This is a genomic window from Actinoplanes sp. NPDC049316, from assembly GCF_040677315.1.
Lineage (GTDB): Bacteria > Actinomycetota > Actinomycetes > Mycobacteriales > Micromonosporaceae > Actinoplanes.
Window position 1 is genome coordinate 85,185 of sequence record NZ_JBFAQM010000029.1, and the last position, 15,706, is coordinate 100,890.

The 15,706-nt window shown below is 73.0% G+C and carries 14 protein-coding genes and 1 pseudogene; 7 read left to right on the forward strand and 8 right to left on the reverse strand.

The features are described from left to right. Nucleotides 1-21 precede the first annotated feature (21 nt). Nucleotides 22-531, reverse strand: coding sequence for a pyridoxamine 5'-phosphate oxidase family protein (locus AB0K03_RS32725; RefSeq protein ID WP_364693006.1), 510 nt, complete (start codon nt 529-531; stop codon nt 22-24). After that, on the reverse strand, nt 522-1,088 hold the full coding sequence (gene hpt, locus AB0K03_RS32730) for a hypoxanthine phosphoribosyltransferase (RefSeq protein WP_364693008.1): 567 nt from the start codon (nt 1,086-1,088) through the stop codon (nt 522-524). Before hpt ends, AB0K03_RS32725 begins: the two co-directional genes overlap by 10 nt. Nucleotides 1,089-1,426: 338 nt before the next feature. On the opposite strand from hpt, the gene AB0K03_RS32735 reads away from it, so the two are divergent. From AB0K03_RS32735 to AB0K03_RS32755, 5 genes are all read left to right on the forward strand, one after another. Further along, a complete protein-coding gene (locus AB0K03_RS32735; RefSeq protein WP_364693011.1) occupies nt 1,427-2,443 on the forward strand; it encodes a CDP-alcohol phosphatidyltransferase family protein in 1,017 nt (338 codons plus the stop codon). Nucleotides 2,444-2,558: 115 nt separating this feature from the next. After that, entirely contained in the window at nt 2,559-3,458 is a 900-nt protein-coding gene (locus AB0K03_RS32740) for a hypothetical protein (RefSeq protein ID WP_364693014.1), read from the forward strand. Between the two features lie 75 nt (nt 3,459-3,533). Continuing rightward, nucleotides 3,534-4,088: a hypothetical protein gene (locus AB0K03_RS32745; protein WP_364693017.1), complete on the forward strand. Its 555-nt coding sequence runs from the start codon at nt 3,534-3,536 to the stop codon at nt 4,086-4,088. A gap of 77 nt (nt 4,089-4,165) precedes the next feature. After that, a complete protein-coding gene (locus AB0K03_RS32750; protein WP_364693020.1) occupies nt 4,166-4,516 on the forward strand; it encodes a metalloregulator ArsR/SmtB family transcription factor in 351 nt (116 codons plus the stop codon). After that, on the forward strand, nt 4,513-4,962 hold the full coding sequence (locus AB0K03_RS32755) for an SRPBCC domain-containing protein (protein WP_364693023.1): 450 nt from the start codon (nt 4,513-4,515) through the stop codon (nt 4,960-4,962). Before AB0K03_RS32750 ends, AB0K03_RS32755 begins: the two co-directional genes overlap by 4 nt. Before the next feature lie 467 nt (nt 4,963-5,429). Here AB0K03_RS32755 and AB0K03_RS32760 read toward each other — a convergent pair whose 3' ends face one another. Continuing rightward, nucleotides 5,430-6,164, reverse strand: a complete 735-nt coding sequence (locus AB0K03_RS32760; protein WP_364693026.1) for a DUF2071 domain-containing protein — start codon at nt 6,162-6,164, stop codon at nt 5,430-5,432. Between the two features lie 184 nt (nt 6,165-6,348). Next, nucleotides 6,349-7,323 (reverse strand): aldo/keto reductase, encoded by a 975-nt coding sequence (locus AB0K03_RS32765; RefSeq protein WP_364693029.1) that lies wholly within the window; start codon nt 7,321-7,323, stop codon nt 6,349-6,351. A 203-nt stretch (nt 7,324-7,526) separates the two neighbouring features. Here AB0K03_RS32765 and AB0K03_RS32770 point away from each other — a divergent pair, with 203 nt between their 5' ends. Both AB0K03_RS32770 and AB0K03_RS32775 read left to right on the forward strand, forming a co-directional pair. Beyond that, a complete protein-coding gene (locus tag AB0K03_RS32770; RefSeq protein WP_364693032.1) occupies nt 7,527-8,276 on the forward strand; it encodes a neutral zinc metallopeptidase in 750 nt (249 codons plus the stop codon). Nucleotides 8,277-8,616: 340 nt separating this feature from the next. Further along, the gene (locus AB0K03_RS32775) at nt 8,617-9,264 is read left to right on the forward strand and encodes an HAD family phosphatase (RefSeq protein WP_364693035.1); all 648 of its coding nucleotides are present in this window, start codon (nt 8,617-8,619) and stop codon (nt 9,262-9,264) included. A gap of 256 nt (nt 9,265-9,520) precedes the next feature. Here AB0K03_RS32775 and AB0K03_RS32780 read toward each other — a convergent pair whose 3' ends face one another. The 4 genes and pseudogenes from AB0K03_RS32780 to AB0K03_RS32795 form a co-directional block, all read right to left on the reverse strand. After that, complete coding sequence (locus AB0K03_RS32780; RefSeq protein ID WP_364693038.1) at nt 9,521-12,064, reverse strand: ABC transporter permease; 2,544 nt, start codon at nt 12,062-12,064, stop codon at nt 9,521-9,523. After that, the gene (locus AB0K03_RS32785; RefSeq protein ID WP_364693041.1) at nt 12,064-12,858 is read right to left on the reverse strand and encodes an ABC transporter ATP-binding protein; all 795 of its coding nucleotides are present in this window, start codon (nt 12,856-12,858) and stop codon (nt 12,064-12,066) included. Before AB0K03_RS32785 ends, AB0K03_RS32780 begins: the two co-directional genes overlap by 1 nt. A 323-nt stretch (nt 12,859-13,181) precedes the next feature. Continuing rightward, on the reverse strand, nt 13,182-13,841 hold the full coding sequence (locus tag AB0K03_RS32790; protein WP_364693112.1) for a response regulator transcription factor: 660 nt from the start codon (nt 13,839-13,841) through the stop codon (nt 13,182-13,184). Between the two features lie 690 nt (nt 13,842-14,531). Next, a pseudogene (locus AB0K03_RS32795) lies at nt 14,532-15,590 on the reverse strand (PD-(D/E)XK nuclease family protein); the annotation flags it as partial. Nucleotides 15,591-15,706 lie beyond the last annotated feature (116 nt).

The window sequence follows — 15,706 nt, forward strand, 5'->3', positions numbered from 1 at the left end:
CCCTGCACCGCTGCGCCGGGCCTACGCCTTCCAGAACTGGCGGGGCGCGTACCCGTCGCGGCGCAGCCAGTGCTCGGTGTAGACGATCCGGTCGGCCGGGACCACGACGAGCGGGCCGTGCGGCGGTTCGTCCAGGTCGCGGGAGCGTTCAACGTGGTCGGACTCCCACCGTACGGCGGGCCAGTGCTCGGCGTAACCGGCGTCATCCGGCGTCAGGACCCGGGCCCTGCCGAAGATCTGGGCGCCGCGGCTGCTGGCCTGACCGACCAGGGGCGCGAAGACGCCGAGGGACACGCGCGGGTCCGCGGCGATGTTGCGCAGCTTCGGTGTGCCGGCGGCGGCGGTGAACATCACGGTGAAACCGAGGTGGAAGTAGCGCACCGGCGTGGCCAGCGCGCCGTCCGGCCCGGTGGTCGCGAGCACGCACATGTTGTGGGTGGACAGCAGATGGAGGATGCGTTCCTCGAGGCGCTCGCGCGGTAGCCGCCCGGTGGGGGAGGGGCCGGCCAGCCAGGGGTTCGTCACCGGCACGGGCGGTCCTGCCGCACCGCGTGCGCCGCGAGCACGGCAGCGCAGCGAAGGTTCCGGTAGCGGCCGCGGTAGTCGAGGCCGTAGCCGACGATCAGCCCCGGCTCCACGTCGAAACCGACGTACGCGGGAACGTCGAACGCCGGGCTGTGTGGCTTGCGCAGCAGCGCGCAGACGGCGACGGAGGCGGGCCGGCGTTGCTGGAGGCTGGAGATCAGCCAGGACATGGTCAGCCCCGTGTCGATCACGGTCTCGACGATGACGACGTCGCGGCCCTCGATGTCCAGATCAAGATCCTTGAGCAGGCGTACGGAGCCCGAGCTGCGCTTGCCCGTGGTGTACGAGCGCATCGCCATCCAGCCGATCTCCACCGAGCTGTCCAGGGCGCGGGCGAGGTCCACGGTGAACGTTGCGGCGCCGCCCAGCACGCCGACCAGCACGAGGTCCCGGCCGGCGTAGTCCGCGCCGATCTCCCGCGCCAGGGCGGCCACCCGGGAGAGGATCTGCTCCTCGGTCAGCAGCACCGTCTCCAGATCGCCCGCCACGTGCTCGGCGTCCACCCGTACCCCCGGTCTGTCGGACTCAGGGCATCCTGGCACGCCACCGGCCGGCGGCCAACACGGCCGTCGCCCGCTCGGGTGGCGGCGGCTTGCGGCGCCGTGCGAGGTGATCGGTGCCACTGGGAACGTGGCCGGGTGGTGACACCGTGCGGCCTGGCCGTCGTCCGTCTCGCCCCGGCGGTTCCGTTACCCCGGAGTTCATGATCACTGGGTCGCGAGGGTCGATCATTTCGCCCTTTGTCCAGATTCTTGGCCTGGGTTCTATGCTGCGAATCGATCTCCTGTAAGGTCCGCGCGTCTCACTATTCACGCAATCATCACCATGGTGGAGTTGTGGCATGGCACAGCGCTTCTCGCTCGACGAGATCCGCACCCGCACCTACAAGGATCGCGACGCGTGGTGGACCGTCTGGCTGGTCGATCCGCTGGCGTCGCGGCTGGTGTGGCTCGTCGCCCCGGTCCGCTGGATCACGCCGAATCTGCTGACCATGGGCGCGTTCGTGCTCGGTCTGATCGCCGCCGCCTGCTTCGCCCAGGCCGACTACCCGTGGCTGGTGGCCGGCGCGATCGTCTTCCACCTGAGCTTCGTGCTCGACTGCATGGACGGCAAGATCGCCCGGCTCAAGGGCACCGGCTCGGTCTTCGGCTCGTGGCTCGACTACGTCTTCGACCGCCTCCGCGTGCTGGTCTGCGGCGTCGCGCTCATGGGCGGCATGTACGCGAAGACCGACGACATCCACTACCTGTGGATGGCGGGCGTGATCATCTTCCTGGACATGTTCCGCTACCTGAACGCCCTGCAGATGGGCAAGGTCAAGAACGACATGCGCCGCCACCTGGAGGCGGCCCAGGGCGAGGGCGCGGCGCCCCCGATGTTCGTCGAGGAGACCGACGCGGAGCACCCGATCGGCGCGGCCGTCGGCACCGCCACGGCCGTCGACGGCAAGGGCGCCGAGCGTCCGGTGGTCGACGTGTACGGCGACTTCCGCAGCAAGTTCAGCGCCTTCGTCCGCGTCCGCAACATGCTGGTCCGCCAGCGGATCCGCGCGCATGTGTTCAGCGGCATCGAATTCCAGATGTTCGTCTTCATCGTCGGCCCGCTGACCAACCAGATCATCCCGGTGACGATCCTGTCCGCCGTGCTCCTGACGGCCTTCGAGCTCCTGCTCATCTACAAGCTGTGGACGGCGACCCACAGCTACACCCGCCAGCTGGCGAAGATCGGCGTGACCTCCGAGGCCCAGGCCGAAGCGGTGGCGGCGGCGGCCGGCATGGAAGCGGTCGAGCAGGTCGTCGACGCCGAGCAGCTCGGCGCGGACACGGTCACGCTGCCCACGGTGCCCGCCCGGCAGTAACGCCCGCCTGCAGCGACGGCCGCCCGCCCCGCGGGCGGCCGTCGTCGTCTCTGTGCCGCTGTCCGCCGCGCCCGGGTGCGCCTTCGATGGCGTACGCATGGCATCCTGAGCGGCCATGGAGGCAGTCGTGATCGTCGGCGGGATGCTCGCCTGCATGGCGGCCGTCGTCGCCCTGGTGGTGGTCGCCGCCGTGCTCGGCCGCCGCCGCGAACGCGACCGCCGTGACGCGCTGCACCGCTGGGCGGCCACCCACGGCTGGACGCTCGTCCCGAACCCCGCCGTCGACTGGAGCGCCCGCCTGCCCGGCCGCAACCGCCGCGGCGTGACCCTCGCCCTGACCGGGGCGCTGTGGGGCCGCCGGGCCAGCGTCGCCGACTACTCGTACACCGAGACGACCTCGACGACCACGTCGGACGGCCAGGGCGGCACCACGCACGGCACCCAGTCGACGACCCACCACTACACGGTGCTCGTCGTCCACCTGGACCGGCCGTCGCCGTACCTCGGCATCCAGCCCCGCGGCACCCTCTCCCGGTGGGGCCGCGCGCTGTTCGGCACGGGCACGGCCCTGGGCCACGAGCAGTTCGACAAGCAGTTCCAGGTGGTCGGCGAACCGGGCGCGTCGCCGTACCCGCTGAGCCCGCACCTGCTGGCGGCCCACGTGGCCGGCGCCGTGCCGGCCTGGACGCTGCAGGGCACCGACCTGCTGGCGGCCGTCCCCGGCCGGCTCCGGGACCCGGACACGATCCCGCAGCAGATCGGGCCGCTGTACCGGGTGGCGGACCTGCTGACCGGGCGGGTCCCGGCCGGCGCGCCCCCGCTTCCCGGCGCTGTCCCGGCCGCCGGCCCCGCCCCCTTCCCGGGTGCCGCCCCTGTCCCCGGCCTCCCGTCTTCGGCCGGTCCTTTACCCGGTCCCGCTGCTGGGCCTGCAACCGGTTCTGGACCCGCCGGCGGTTCTGTGCCCGGTCCCGACCCGGTTCCCCGCATCCCACCGGGGGAGTGGCGTCCGTCGTGACCGGGCCACCCCGGACGGCTCCGGGGTGGCGGCCGACCCGGCGAATCGGCGTACCCGTGGTTTAAAGCGGGCATAATGGGCACCGTGCAGGACCATCCGTTGGAGATCGGGGAGGACGCGACCACGTTCTTCCAGCCGCGCGCCATGGTGTTCGTGACCATGCTGTGGGTGGTCGCGCTGGTGTTCCTCGTGGCCCGCGGGCTGTCCCTGCTGGTCTCGCTGGCGCTGGGCGCGCGGCCGACCCCCGCCGACCTCGTGACGATCGCGGAGAGCCTGCTCATCGTGCCCGTCGCCGTGGCCGGCCTCGTCATCCTGGTCGCCTGGAACCGGCTGGGATGGCTCAAGAGCTCCGTGCGCGGCCTGGAATTCGCGGCCACGGGCCGGCGCGGGGTGCACCTGCCGTGGTCGTCGGTCGCCTCGGTCGCGCTGCGTCGCCGGGGACCCTTCACGGAACTCGTCGTCACCCCGGTCGCGGCGGCTGAGGTCACCGAACTGCCGGGACCGGGCCGGCGGCCCCGGACCGTACGCCGTGACGCCGGCATCGCGTATGTGATCGACGTCGGCCTCATGTCGCCGGGCCCGGACGTCCTCCTCGCCGAGCTGCACCGGCGCATCCCCGCCCGCGTTTGACCTTCCACCTGCTTGACGACACCTCCGGGCCACCCTATGTTTAACATAGCCGTTAATTAACGGAGGTGTTAAGTACAGTGTCGGACGACCGGCTCAGCGTGATCTTCGCGGCCCTCGCCGACCCCACCCGGCGGGCGATCCTGGCCCGGCTGGCCGAGGGGGACGCGACCGTGACCCAGCTCGCCGAGCCCTTCGAGATCAGCCTCCCGGCCATCTCCCGGCACCTGAAAGTCCTGGAGAACGCCGGGCTGATCACCCGGAGCCGCAGCGCCCAGTGGCGCTCCAGCAGCCTGCAGGCCGAGCCCCTGCGGGAGGCCGCCGCCTGGATGGAGCGCTACCGGCGTTTCTGGGACGAGAACCTCACGCGTCTGGACGCCCACCTGCGCCGCCTTCAACAGTCAGCACCCACAGAGGAGACCGAACGATGAGCGACACCACCGACCTGGTCATCACCCGCACCTTCGCCGCGCCCCGGCCCATGGTCTACCGAGCCTTCGTCGACCCCGACCAGCTCAGCCAGTGGTTCGGCCCGGTGGGCTGGTCGGTGCCGCGCGACACCGTCGACATCGACGCCCGCACGGGCGGCCACCAGCGCTTCACCATGGTCAACGACGACGACCCGGCGATGGCCTCACCGGTCAACGCGACCTTCACCGAGGTCGTCGAGAACGAACTCCTCGTCGGCGAGGAGGACACCTCCGGCATCCCGGGCTTCCCGGCCGGCAAGATGCGCATGCGCATCGAGTTCCACGACGAGCCGGACGGCGGCACGCGCATCGTGATCACGCAGGGCCCGTACACCCGGGAGATGGAGGGCATGGCCCGCGAGGGCTGGACCAGCTCCTTCACCAAGCTCGACAAGATCCTGGCGTAGCGGCTCGGGGCCGCGCAGGCCGGATTCTGCGCGACGGCGTCCGGCTTCCGCGTCGGCCCGGGTGACGGTCGCTCCAGAGGCCGGGGGTCGGTCGCTCCGGGCCCGGGTGACGGTCGCTCCGGGGCCGGGCATCGGTCGGTCCGGCCGGAGTCGTGCCGGGTGGCGGTCTCTGCCCAGGAGCCGCGCGTCGGTCGGTCTCGCCGGTGTCCAGCGGGTGGCGGTTGCGCCGGGCATTGCGCGTCGGTCGGTCTGGTCGGCGTCCGGCCGGGCGTTGCGCGACGGCGTCGGGCCGGGCGTTGCGCGACGGCGTCCGGCTTCGGGCGTGGGCCCGGGTGACGGTCGGTCTGGGCCGGCGTCCGACGCGCCGTCGCCGCGGTCGTGTGCGACGCCCTGGCGGGTGTTGGGAGGTCGTCCTGCGCTGTGGGGCTCGGCCGGGCCGGTCGGTTCACGCGCGCCGGCGGGGCCGGTCAGTCCGCCGCCACGCCGGGGCCGCCGAAGGTGACCGGGACGCCGGGGGAGTAGAGCACGCTGACCGGCGGCCCCGACACCGGCAGGCCCGCGGCCGGGAGCAGGCCGTCGTCGAGGTCGAGCAGCTCCGCGCGGAACAGCGGCCAGCGGGGGTGCTCGTTCGGGAGATGCACCGTACGGCCCCAGGCCCGGGTGTGCAGGCCCCACCGGGCGGTCATGAAGTGCTCCATCGGCGTGGGGTCCGGAACGGGTGCTCCGACCCGTACGGACATGGCCGTCTTGGCCCCGCGCGGCCCGGGCCACCGCCGAGTGCTGACGTAACGCAGCACACCGTCGTGCTTCTCCAGCGACATCCGCGACCATTTGTACGGCAGCCGCAGCAGCGCCTGCGCAGTCAGCACGGGCAGCAACCGCGCGGCATCCAGCGACAGGAACACCACCGCCCGCCGCCCCTGCGCGTCGACGCTGTACAGCCGCACATTCGTCTCGCAGAACGTCCCCAGGTACGGAATCCCCGGCCCGCGCCCCGGCCCCAGCTTCACCATCCGGAACCCGATCAGCCCCACATAGGTGACGCCGTCCAGCGTGTCGGGAACCGTGCCACGCGGAAGGAACGGCGCCACCGTGGCGGGCGGCACGGCCCAGTGCAGGAAGGTCAGGTCGTGCCAGCTCTGCACCAGCCACGGCCGCCGCACGGGCCGCATCGTCTCCGGGGTGACGTCCTCGATCCGCACGCGCCCATCATGCTCCTGTCCTGCCAGGGCGCTCCGCCGCTTCAGGTGCAGCGTGCCCGGCCGCACCGATCCGGTCTGCCCTCCCGGCACTCGCATAGGGCGGACCGGCGGTGAATGGGCCGCCGCGGTGACGCCTCTGCAGACCCCGATCCGCGACGTAGCCGTTCGCGTCAGCGACGAGATCTCAGCGCCCCACCTCGCTCATGTCTGCGTACCGGTCGCCGGCCGCCGGGCGGATCGCGCTCAGCCGGTCGATCTGGTCCGCGCTCAGGTGCAACCCGTCCGCGGCGACGTTCTCCTCGAGGCGGGCGACCCGCTTGGTGCCCGGGATCGGCGCCAGGTCGTCGCCCTGCGCGAGCACCCATGCCAGCGCGACCTGGGCCGGCGTCGCGCCCGCTTCGGTGGCCACCGCCTGCACCTCGTCGACGATGCGGAGGTTCTGCTGGAAGTTGTCGCCCTGGAAGCGGGGGTTGTTGCGGCGGAAGTCGTCCGCGTCGAAGTCTTCCGGGGAGCGGATGGCACCGGTGAGGAAGCCGCGGCCCAGGGGCGAATACGGCACGAAGCCGATGCCCAAAGCGCGCAGCGTCGGCAGCACCTCCGTCTCGGGGTCGCGCGTCCACAGTGAGTATTCCGACTGCACCGCCGTGATCGGGTGCACGGTGTGGGCCCGGCGGATCGTCTCGGGAGCCGCCTCGGACAGGCCGATGTGGCGGATCTTCCCGGCCTGCACCAGGTCGGCCAGCGCGCCGACGGTGTCCTCGACCGGCACCTTCGGGTCCATCCGGTGCTGGTAGTACAGATCGATGTGGTCGGTGCCCAGCCGCTTGAGCGAGCCCTCGACGGCCGCGCGCACGTTGTCGGGGTGACCGTCGAGGGTGCGGCCGCCGTCGCCGCCGCGGTGCGAGAGCAACCCGAATTTGCTGGCGATGACGACCTGGTCGCGGCGCCCGGCCAGGGCCCGGCCGACGAGTTCCTCGTTCGTGTACGGACCGTAGATCTCGGCCGTGTCGAAGAACGTGACGCCGAGCTCGACGGCCCGGTGGATCGTGCGGATCGATTCGGCGTCGTCGCTGCCGCGGCCCGTGTAGAACGCCGACATGCCCATGCACCCGAGGCCGATGCGGGACACGTCGAGCCCGCCCAGTGAAACCTGCTTCATGCGGATATTCCCTTCCCGCGCCCGGATCCGGCGGTCGTGCCGGGCGGCCTCGGCGGCCGTCCCGGAGTCCCTTCGCAAGCTACGCCCGCCGGCGGGGACGCGCCCGGTTGTCCACAGGTGGCCACCGCCACACCGCTTGATCCGGCACCATGCTCGCGTCCGTATCGTGGAGGTAATCCACTGCTGCCCTCGGAGGACCTCGCATGCCGGTGCCGCGCCGCAACCGTCTCGTGCTGCCGGCGCTCGCCGCGGCGGCCGCGATCGCCCTGGGCTGTGTGGCCGCACCGCAGGCGCCCGGCGGGCAAGGTGCGCCCGCCGGTCAGAGGAAACCCGCCGCCACCAAGACGGCGGACACGGCCGCGGACCCCGACATCGACGGTACGGACACCGTCGAAGAGTTCCAGGGCGACGTCGGCGACGCGCGCGAGATCGCCGAGGAGTACTGGGAGAAGCAGTTCGACCGCTCCGGCCTGGACTTCCAGCCGATCGCCGAGCTGATTCCGTACGGGGCGAGGAAGCAGGTCGCGTGCGGAGGGCAGGCGCTCGGGCTCAACAACGCGGCGTACTGCTCGGCGGGGGACTTCATCGCGTACGACGCCAACTGGGCGTTCGCGGCATTCCGTCAGATCGGTGACGCGTTCATCTTCTATCTTCTCGGCCACGAGTACGCCCACGCGATCCAGCGCCGCCTCGGCATCCAGAAGCAGTTCACGATCGAGCAGGAGCTGCAGGCCGACTGCATGGCCGGCGCGTACATCGGTGACATGCAGAAGGCCGGACGCCTGCGCCTGGAGGACGGCGACCTGGACGAGCTGGCAGCGGGGCTGGAAGCGGTGGGCGACGACCCGGGCCAGCCGTGGTTCGCCGAGGGTGCGCACGGGACCGCCCGGCAGCGCACCGCCGCGTTCAGCAACGGGTACCGCCGCTCGCTCGACCCCTGCAAACTGTCGTAACCTCGCGCCCGCACTTGCGCCGGCCGCCGCAGCGGCCGGCGTCGCCGGGCACGTCGCGGCCTGCCCGGCGAGGGCGACCGCCACAGCGGGCCCCGTCGTGGCCTGCCGGCGAGGGTGACCGCCACAGCGGGCCCCGTCGTGGCCTGCCGGCGAGGGTGACCGCCACAGCGGGCCCCGTCGTGGCCGGCCAGCGCGGGCAGCCGCCGTCCTGGCCTGCTGGCGAGCGCGACCGTCATGGTCGTCACACCGGGCCGCGCCGGGGCCGGTCGCAGGCAAGAATGGGCGGGGTACGGTTCAGCGGCGTGGGAGGCCTGTTCTGACATCACGACATCCGGCTGCGGTGCTCTTCGACATGGACGGCACGCTGGTCGACAGCGAGAAGGTCTGGGACGTCGCGTTGCACGAGCTCGCGGCGCATGCCGGCGGGAAGCTCTCCGAGTCCGCCCGGCTGGCGATGATCGGCAGCAGCATGGCCACGTCCATGCGGATCCTGCGCGACGACCTGGGTCAGCCCCACCGGGACGAGGCCGCCGACGTCGCCTGGCTCGAGCACCGCGTCGAGGAGCTGTTCGCCGAGGGGCTCGTGTGGCGTCCCGGCGCGATGGAGCTGCTGCTGGCGGTCCGCGCCGCGGGGCTGCCGACCGCGCTGGTGACCTCCACCGGACGCCGGCTGGTCGAGGTGGCGCTGGACACGCTGGGCCGGGAGAATTTCGACGTGGTCGTCTGCGGTGACGAGGTGCCGGCGCCCAAGCCCGACCCGGCGCCGTACCGGACCGCCGCCGAGCTGCTGGGCGTGCCGATCGCCGACTGCGTGGCGATCGAGGACTCGCCCACTGGCATGGCGAGCGCGATCGCCTCGGGAGCCGCCGTGCTGGCCGTGCCGGCTGAGCTGGAGCTGCCCCCGACCGACGGCGTCCACCTGCGCGAGACCCTGGTCGGCGTCGACCCGTCGTACCTGGGAGCGCTGCTGGCCCGCGTCACCGCCTGAGTTCCGCAGCTGCGGAGCTCAGGCCACGCCCCGAAGGTGCGGGACCCGGGCCACGCCCCGAAGGTGCGGGACCCGGGCGACGCCCGAAGGTGCGGGACCCGGGCGACGCCCGAACCTGCGGAACCAGGCCACGATTCGGAGAAGCCTGGTGGCGGAGAGACAATCCGGCCCAAGACGCCGCAGCGGGCGAACCGCGTACAAGCGGCGAGGAACGGCGGCCCGCGCCGGTCGGTGCGACCGGCGCGGGACCCCGCCGTCAGTCGTGCGCGATGGCGCCGAGCACGTTCAGTCGCGCCGCGCGGATCGCCGGCAGGACCGCCGCGATGACGCCGACCAGCGCCGCGAACACCAGGTACGTGCCCATCCGGGACCAGGGCAGCACCAGTTCGGTGATGCCGTCGTTCTCCAGCGCGCGGGTGACCGCCGTGCCCATGCCCGCGCCCACCGTCACGCCGAGCAGCGCGCCGAAGACCGAGATCACCACGGCTTCGACCGTCACCATGCGCATGGTCTGCGCCCGGCCGAGGCCCACCGCACGCAGCAGGCCGAGTTCACGGGTGCGTTCCAGGACCGACAGCGCCAGCGTGTTGACCACGCCGAGGACGGCGATGAGGATGGCCAGCGCCAGCAGGACCTGGATCATGGTGATGAGCGTGTCGAACGTGGCCGCCTGCTGGTCGACGAACGCGGCGGCGTCCGTGGCCGACACCTCCGGGCTGTCCGCCAACAGGGCCTTGATCTGCGGCAACACCGCCGACACGGGTACGCCGTCGGCGAGGCGCACGAAGCCCAGCATCGGCTGCGGGATGCCGAAGTCCTTCGTCACCGCCGCCGGCAGCAGGATGCTGCCGGGCAGGGAGTCCTCCGGGTACGTGGCCACGACCGTGTAGTCGCGGGCTTCGCCGCGCGACGGCTGCACGGTGACCCGCGTGCCGACCTGCCAGCCCCGCTCGGCGGCCTCCGGGGCGCTGACCACCATCTGGTCGTCGCGCAGGGCCGGCAGGGCGGCGGTGCCCCCGTACGTCTGGGCGAGCTGCGCGAGGTCGTCGGTCGCGTTCACCCACTGTTTCTCGCCGTTGATGAGGACCTGGTCGTTCCAGAGGCCGGCTGCCGCCCGTACCCCCGGGATCGCCGCGGCCTCGCGCACGACGGCCGGGTCGTACGTCGGTGGCCTCGGACCGTTCTGATCCCCGCTGATCATGATCTGGGCCTTGAGCACCCGCCCGGCCTCGGCCTTGAGGCTGCTCTTGGCCGAGTCCATCACCACGGTGACCCCGGTGACCAGGGCGATGCCCACCATGAGGGCGGCCGCGGTGATCGCCGTGCGGCGCGGGTTGCGGCCCGAGTTGAGCCGGCCCAGCCGGCCCGGCAGCGACCAGGAGAACAGCCGGCCGAGCAGGGACACCACGGGGCGGCTGATCAGCGGGGTCAGCAGCGCCACCCCGATGAACGACACCAGGACGCCGCCGAGGATCAGCCACAGGCCGGCGTCGCCGGCGTCGGCGAACAGCCCGACGCCCAGCGCGGCGGCGCCGGCGGCCGTGACCGCGCCGCCCGCCACGCTGATCCGGGTCAGCGGCCGGTCGGGCGTGGCGACGTCCTGCATGGCGGCGATGGGCGCGATGCGGGCCGCGCGCAGCGCCGGCAGTACCGCGGCCACCACGGTGACGATCAGGCCGACGGCGAACGAGCTGATCACCGCGGTCATCGGCACGCCGACCGGGGCCAGGTCCAGGCCGCCGCCGGCGAACGAGCCGAACAGGTACGCGAGCCCCGCGCCGGCCCCGACCCCCGCGGCGAGCCCGAGCACCGCCGCGACCAGGCCGATCGCGACCGCCTCCACCAGGACGGAAGTGATCACCTGCCGGCGGCTCGCACCCATCGCCCGCAGCAGGGCGAGCTCACGGGTGCGCTGCGCCACGATGATCGAGAACGTGTTGAGGATCAGAAAGACGCCGACGAACAGCGCGACGCCCGCGAACCCGAGCAGGATCTGACTGAAAAAGCTCAGGCCCTCCTGCAGATCGGCGGCGTTGTCCTCGGCCAGCTGGTCGCCGGTCTTGACCACGTACGCGGAGCCGAGCGTGGCGGTGATCCGGTCCCGCAGAGCCTCCGGTGTCACGTCGGCGGCGGCGCGTACGCGCACCGAGCTGTAGACCCCCGTCTTGCCCAGCATCAGCTTCTGCGCGACCGGCTCGGTGAACGCGACCTCCTGCACGCCGCCGAGGCTGTCCCGGTCGCCGCTGTAGCCGTACACGCCGACAAGCGTGAACTGCTTCTTCGGTTGCAGCGTCAGCACACCGACCTTGTCGCCGACCTTCAGGCCCGCGGCCTCGGCCACGGTCGCGTTGACCGCGATCTCGTCCGGGGCGGACGGGCCGCAGCCCGCGCGGAGCCGCACCAGGTCGTCCTCGCCGGTCCAGGCCACGCCCAGCCGCGGCGGACCCATCGAGGTCAGCACCTTGCCGTCGCTGCCGATCACGCGGGCGCCGTCGGCCTCCACCAGCCCGGCTGCCTCGCGTACCCCCGGAACGGTCTTGATCGTGCCCAGCACGCCGGCGGGAAGCGGAGCGGCGACCTGCTCGCCCTCCATCTCCGACACCTCGACCTTCGGCCGCGCCGTCACGCCGACGTCGGTGGTCGAGTACGCGCTGGCGAACACCGCGTCGAACGAGCGGCTCAGCGTGTCGGTCACCACGAACGCGCCCGCGACGAACATGACGCCGAGCACGACGGCGAGCCCGGAAAGGATCAGCCGCAGCTTGCGCGCCAGCAGGCTCTTGAGGGTGGCGCGCAGCATCAGAGCATCACCGGCTCGGCGTGCGTGTCGAGCCGCTTCATCGTGTCCAGCACGGTCTCGGCGGTCGGCGCGGCCAGCTCGTCGACGATCTGCCCGTCGGCCAGGAAGACGACGCGGTCGGCGTAGCTCGCGGCCACCGGATCGTGGGTCACCATGATGATCGTCTGGTGGTGCTCGCGCACGCTGGCCCGCAGGAACGACAGCACCTCGGCGCCGGACCGCGAGTCCAGGTTGCCGGTCGGCTCGTCGGCGAAGATCACGTCCGGCCGGCCGACCAGCGCCCGCGCGCACGCGACCCGCTGCTGCTGACCGCCGGAGAGCTGGCTGGGCCGGTGGCTCAGCCGGTCGCGCAGCCCGACGGTGTCGATGACGATGTCCCACCACTGCTGGTCCGGCTTGCGCCCGGCGATGTCCAGCGGCAGCCGGATGTTCTCCTGCGCGCTCAGCGTCGGCAGCAGGTTGAACTGCTGGAAGATGAACCCGATCCGGTCCCGGCGCAGCCGCGTCAACGCCTTGTCGCCGAGCTTGCTGAGCTCGGTGTCGCCCACGTGCACGGTGCCGCGGTCCACAGTGTCCAGACCGGCCAGGCAGTGCATGAGCGTGGACTTGCCGCTGCCCGACGGCCCCATGATCGCCGTGAACCGGCCCCGCCCGAACTCGGCGCTCACGCCCCGCAGAGCGGTGACTCGCGCCTCGCCCGAGCCGTAGACCTTCCAGACCTCGCCGGCCCGTGCGGCCACCGGTTCACCGGCATTCGTCGCAGTCACTGTCGCCCCCTGTGTGTCGTATGTCATGCGGGACGCGGCCCGCGGGAATGGTCCGCCGGGCGTGGTGCGGCCCGCCGGTGCTGAACCGGTCGCTCTCACCGAGCGGCCGGGATGGTGCGGCCGGTCGCGATGCGGGACCGGTCGCGATGGTGCGGCCGGACGTGCGCAGTCGCCGGCCGGATGGTCCGGCCGGGCGGCAGCGCCCGGCCGGCCCGCTCAGTCTTCCGGCCGGGACCGGCCCGGGCGTCCGCCTGACGGCGGAGCGCGACGCGGAGATTTCGCCCGGGGACGTCACCTACGTGATCTCAGGGTTGACCCCGACCCGGCGCGCTCGTCCCTCCGCCGCCGGCTCAGCCGCCGGGACGGACCAGGCCCGTCTCGTACGCCAGCACGACCGCCTGCACCCGGTCCCGCAGCCGAAGCTTCGTGAGCACATGCCCGACGTGGGTCTTCACGGTCGTCTCGCTGACCGACAACGCCCGCGCGATCTCGGCGTTGGAATGGCCCCGGGCGACGTGCACCAGCACCTCACGCTCCCGCTCGGTGAGCGCGTCCAGCGCGGGCGCGGCGGCCGTGGCCTCGGCGACGGGCAGCAGCTCGGCCAGCCGCACCAGCAACCGGTCGAGGATCCGCGGGGCGACGACCGCACCCCCGGCCGCCACCGTACGGATCGCCGCCACCAGCTCATCGGCCCCGGCATCCTTGCACAGATACCCCGAAGCCCCCGCCGCGACGGCGCTCACCACCTGCTCGTCCGCGTCGTCCGCGGTCAGCACCAGCACCCGCACCGGCAGCCCCGACCCGGTGATGCGCCGGGCGGCGGCCAGCCCGTCGACCCGCGGCAGCCGCAGATCCATGACCACGACATCGGGGAGCAGCCGGCGCGCCAGGTCGACGGCCTCGGCCCCGTCCCCGGCCTCCCCGACCACGGCGAGCCCGTCGGCCCCGGCCAGCGCCATCCGCAGCCCGGCCCGCAACATGGGCTGCTCGTCAGCGAGCAACACCCGCACGGTACGGACGGTCCCGGCGTGGCGGCCGTCCGGCGTGGGTGCGGCGCGGTGGCGGTCCGGCGTCGGCGTGGGCGTGGGCGTGGCGTGGTGGCCGTCAGGTGTGGGCGTGGCGTGGTGGCCGTCAGGTGTGGGCGCGGCGTGGTGGCCGTCAGGTGTGGGTGCGGCGTGGTGGCCGTCAGGTGTGGGTGCGGCGTGGTGGCTGTCGGGCGTGGGTGCGGCGCGGTGGCCGTCAGGTGTGGGTGCGGCGTGGTGGCCGTCCGGCGTGGGTGCGGCGCGATGGCCGTCCGGCACAGGTGCGGGACCGATGTCGTGCCCGTTGCCCTGCGGCACCGCTCTGCCTCCCCACCCGTGTCCGGCTCCGGCGCTCACCCTAAGCGATCGTCGTGCCTTGTAGCCGTCCCGGCGGCCGTCGTCGGTCTTCCTGCCGCGATCGAATGGCTTGAGGTGGCCTTCAGCGGGCTCACGGCGGCCGTCGTCGGCGCAGGGCGGCGTCACTGCTCTCGCGGCGGCCGTCGTGGCGCAGGGCGGCCGTCGGTTGCCTCAGGGCTGCCGGGGCAGCGCCGGCCCGGCCTCGGTTGACACCGCCTCGCCGGAGCTCGCGGGCGGCGCAGGAGCGGCGGCGGGGGCTGTCGCTGGGACCGGATCGGCGGCGGCTGCCGCGGGCTGGTCTGTGACCGGGGGTGCCGGCTCCGGGTAGGGCGGCGGGGTGCCGCCGAACTCCGGGCAGAACTGCTGGTGGCTGCACCAGCCGCACAGCCGGCTCGGTTTCGGCCGGAAGTCGCGGTCCTGCTTGGCGCGCTCGATCGCCTGGGACAGCGCGACCAGGGTGCGTTCGAAGCGTTCCAGCTCCTCGGCGTCCGGGCTGTAGTCGCAGATCTCCGCGTCCTTGAGATACAGCAGGCGCAGGACCCGGGGCACGACGCCGCGGGTGCGCCACAGCACCAGCGCGTAGAACTTGAGCTGGAACAGTGCCCGGCCCTCGAACGCCTCGCGGGGGGCGCCGCCGGTCTTGTAGTCGACCACGCGCAGGTCGCCGGCGGGGGAGACGTCGAGGCGGTCGATGTAGCCGCGGATCAGCAGGTCCTCGTCGACGAGCGTGGAGACCAGGGACTCGCGCTCGGCGGGCTCCAGGCGCCGCGGATCCTCCACGGCGAAGTAGCCGTCGAGCAGCTCGCCCGCGCCGGCCAGGAACGCCTCGAGCCGGGCGCGCTCGTCGGCGGGCCGTCCCTGCGGCATGCCCGGCAGGGCCTCCGCCTCCGCGGCGGCAATCCGCGAAGGCTCCGCGGCGGCAATCCCCGGAGGCGCCGGGGAAAGCGACCCGGAAGGCGCCGGTGAGGGCGTCCCCTGCGGTGCCGGGGAGACCGTCCCGGAAGGCGCCGGGAGCGGGTGGTCCTCGACCGCGACCGGCGCCGGGACGTCCCCCGGCGCCTCGAAGAGCCGGGCCACCTCCGGCTCCTGCTGCACCAGCCGCTCCCACTGCGGCGCCACCAGCGCCGCCGCGGCCTCCGGTGTGCGGTCGGGCGCCGGCAGGTCGAACAGGCGCTCCAGGACCGCGTGCACGAGGGTGCCGCGCAGCTGGTCGCGGCTGGGCTGCTCCGGCAGGCGGTCGATCGTGCGGAAGCGGAACAGCAGGGGGCACGTCTTGAAGTCGGCCGCGCGCGACGGCGACAGCGACGGGCCGGGGTGGCGCTCCCGGTCGGCGCCCGGGGATGTGGCGCCGGCGGGGGAAAGGACCGTTTCTGCCGTCATGCGGATAAGGCTAGGGGAGGGGTACGACGAAACCCGCGAGCCGGGGGTCACCCGCCGGGCACCGGGCGGGCCGCGGCCGTACGGGGCTCTCAGGCTCGGTCCGTAGCATCGGTGCC

Bases quoted from the DNA above. Each gene is read 5' to 3' on its own strand.
- AB0K03_RS32735 (WP_364693011.1), top strand. From the start codon at position 1,427: ATGGCACAGCGCTTCTCGCTCGACGAGATCCGCACCCGCACCTACAAG.
- AB0K03_RS32740 (WP_364693014.1), top strand. From the start codon at position 2,559: ATGGAGGCAGTCGTGATCGTCGGCGGGATGCTCGCCTGCATGGCGGCC.
- AB0K03_RS32745 (WP_364693017.1), top strand. From the start codon at position 3,534: ATGGGCACCGTGCAGGACCATCCGTTGGAGATCGGGGAGGACGCGACC.
- AB0K03_RS32755 (WP_364693023.1), top strand. From the start codon at position 4,513: ATGAGCGACACCACCGACCTGGTCATCACCCGCACCTTCGCCGCGCCC.
- AB0K03_RS32765 (WP_364693029.1), bottom strand. From the start codon at position 7,323: ATGAAGCAGGTTTCACTGGGCGGGCTCGACGTGTCCCGCATCGGCCTC.
- AB0K03_RS32770 (WP_364693032.1), top strand. From the start codon at position 7,527: ATGCCGGTGCCGCGCCGCAACCGTCTCGTGCTGCCGGCGCTCGCCGCG.
- AB0K03_RS32780 (WP_364693038.1), bottom strand. From the start codon at position 12,064: ATGCTGCGCGCCACCCTCAAGAGCCTGCTGGCGCGCAAGCTGCGGCTG.
- AB0K03_RS32785 (WP_364693041.1), bottom strand. From the start codon at position 12,858: ATGACATACGACACACAGGGGGCGACAGTGACTGCGACGAATGCCGGT.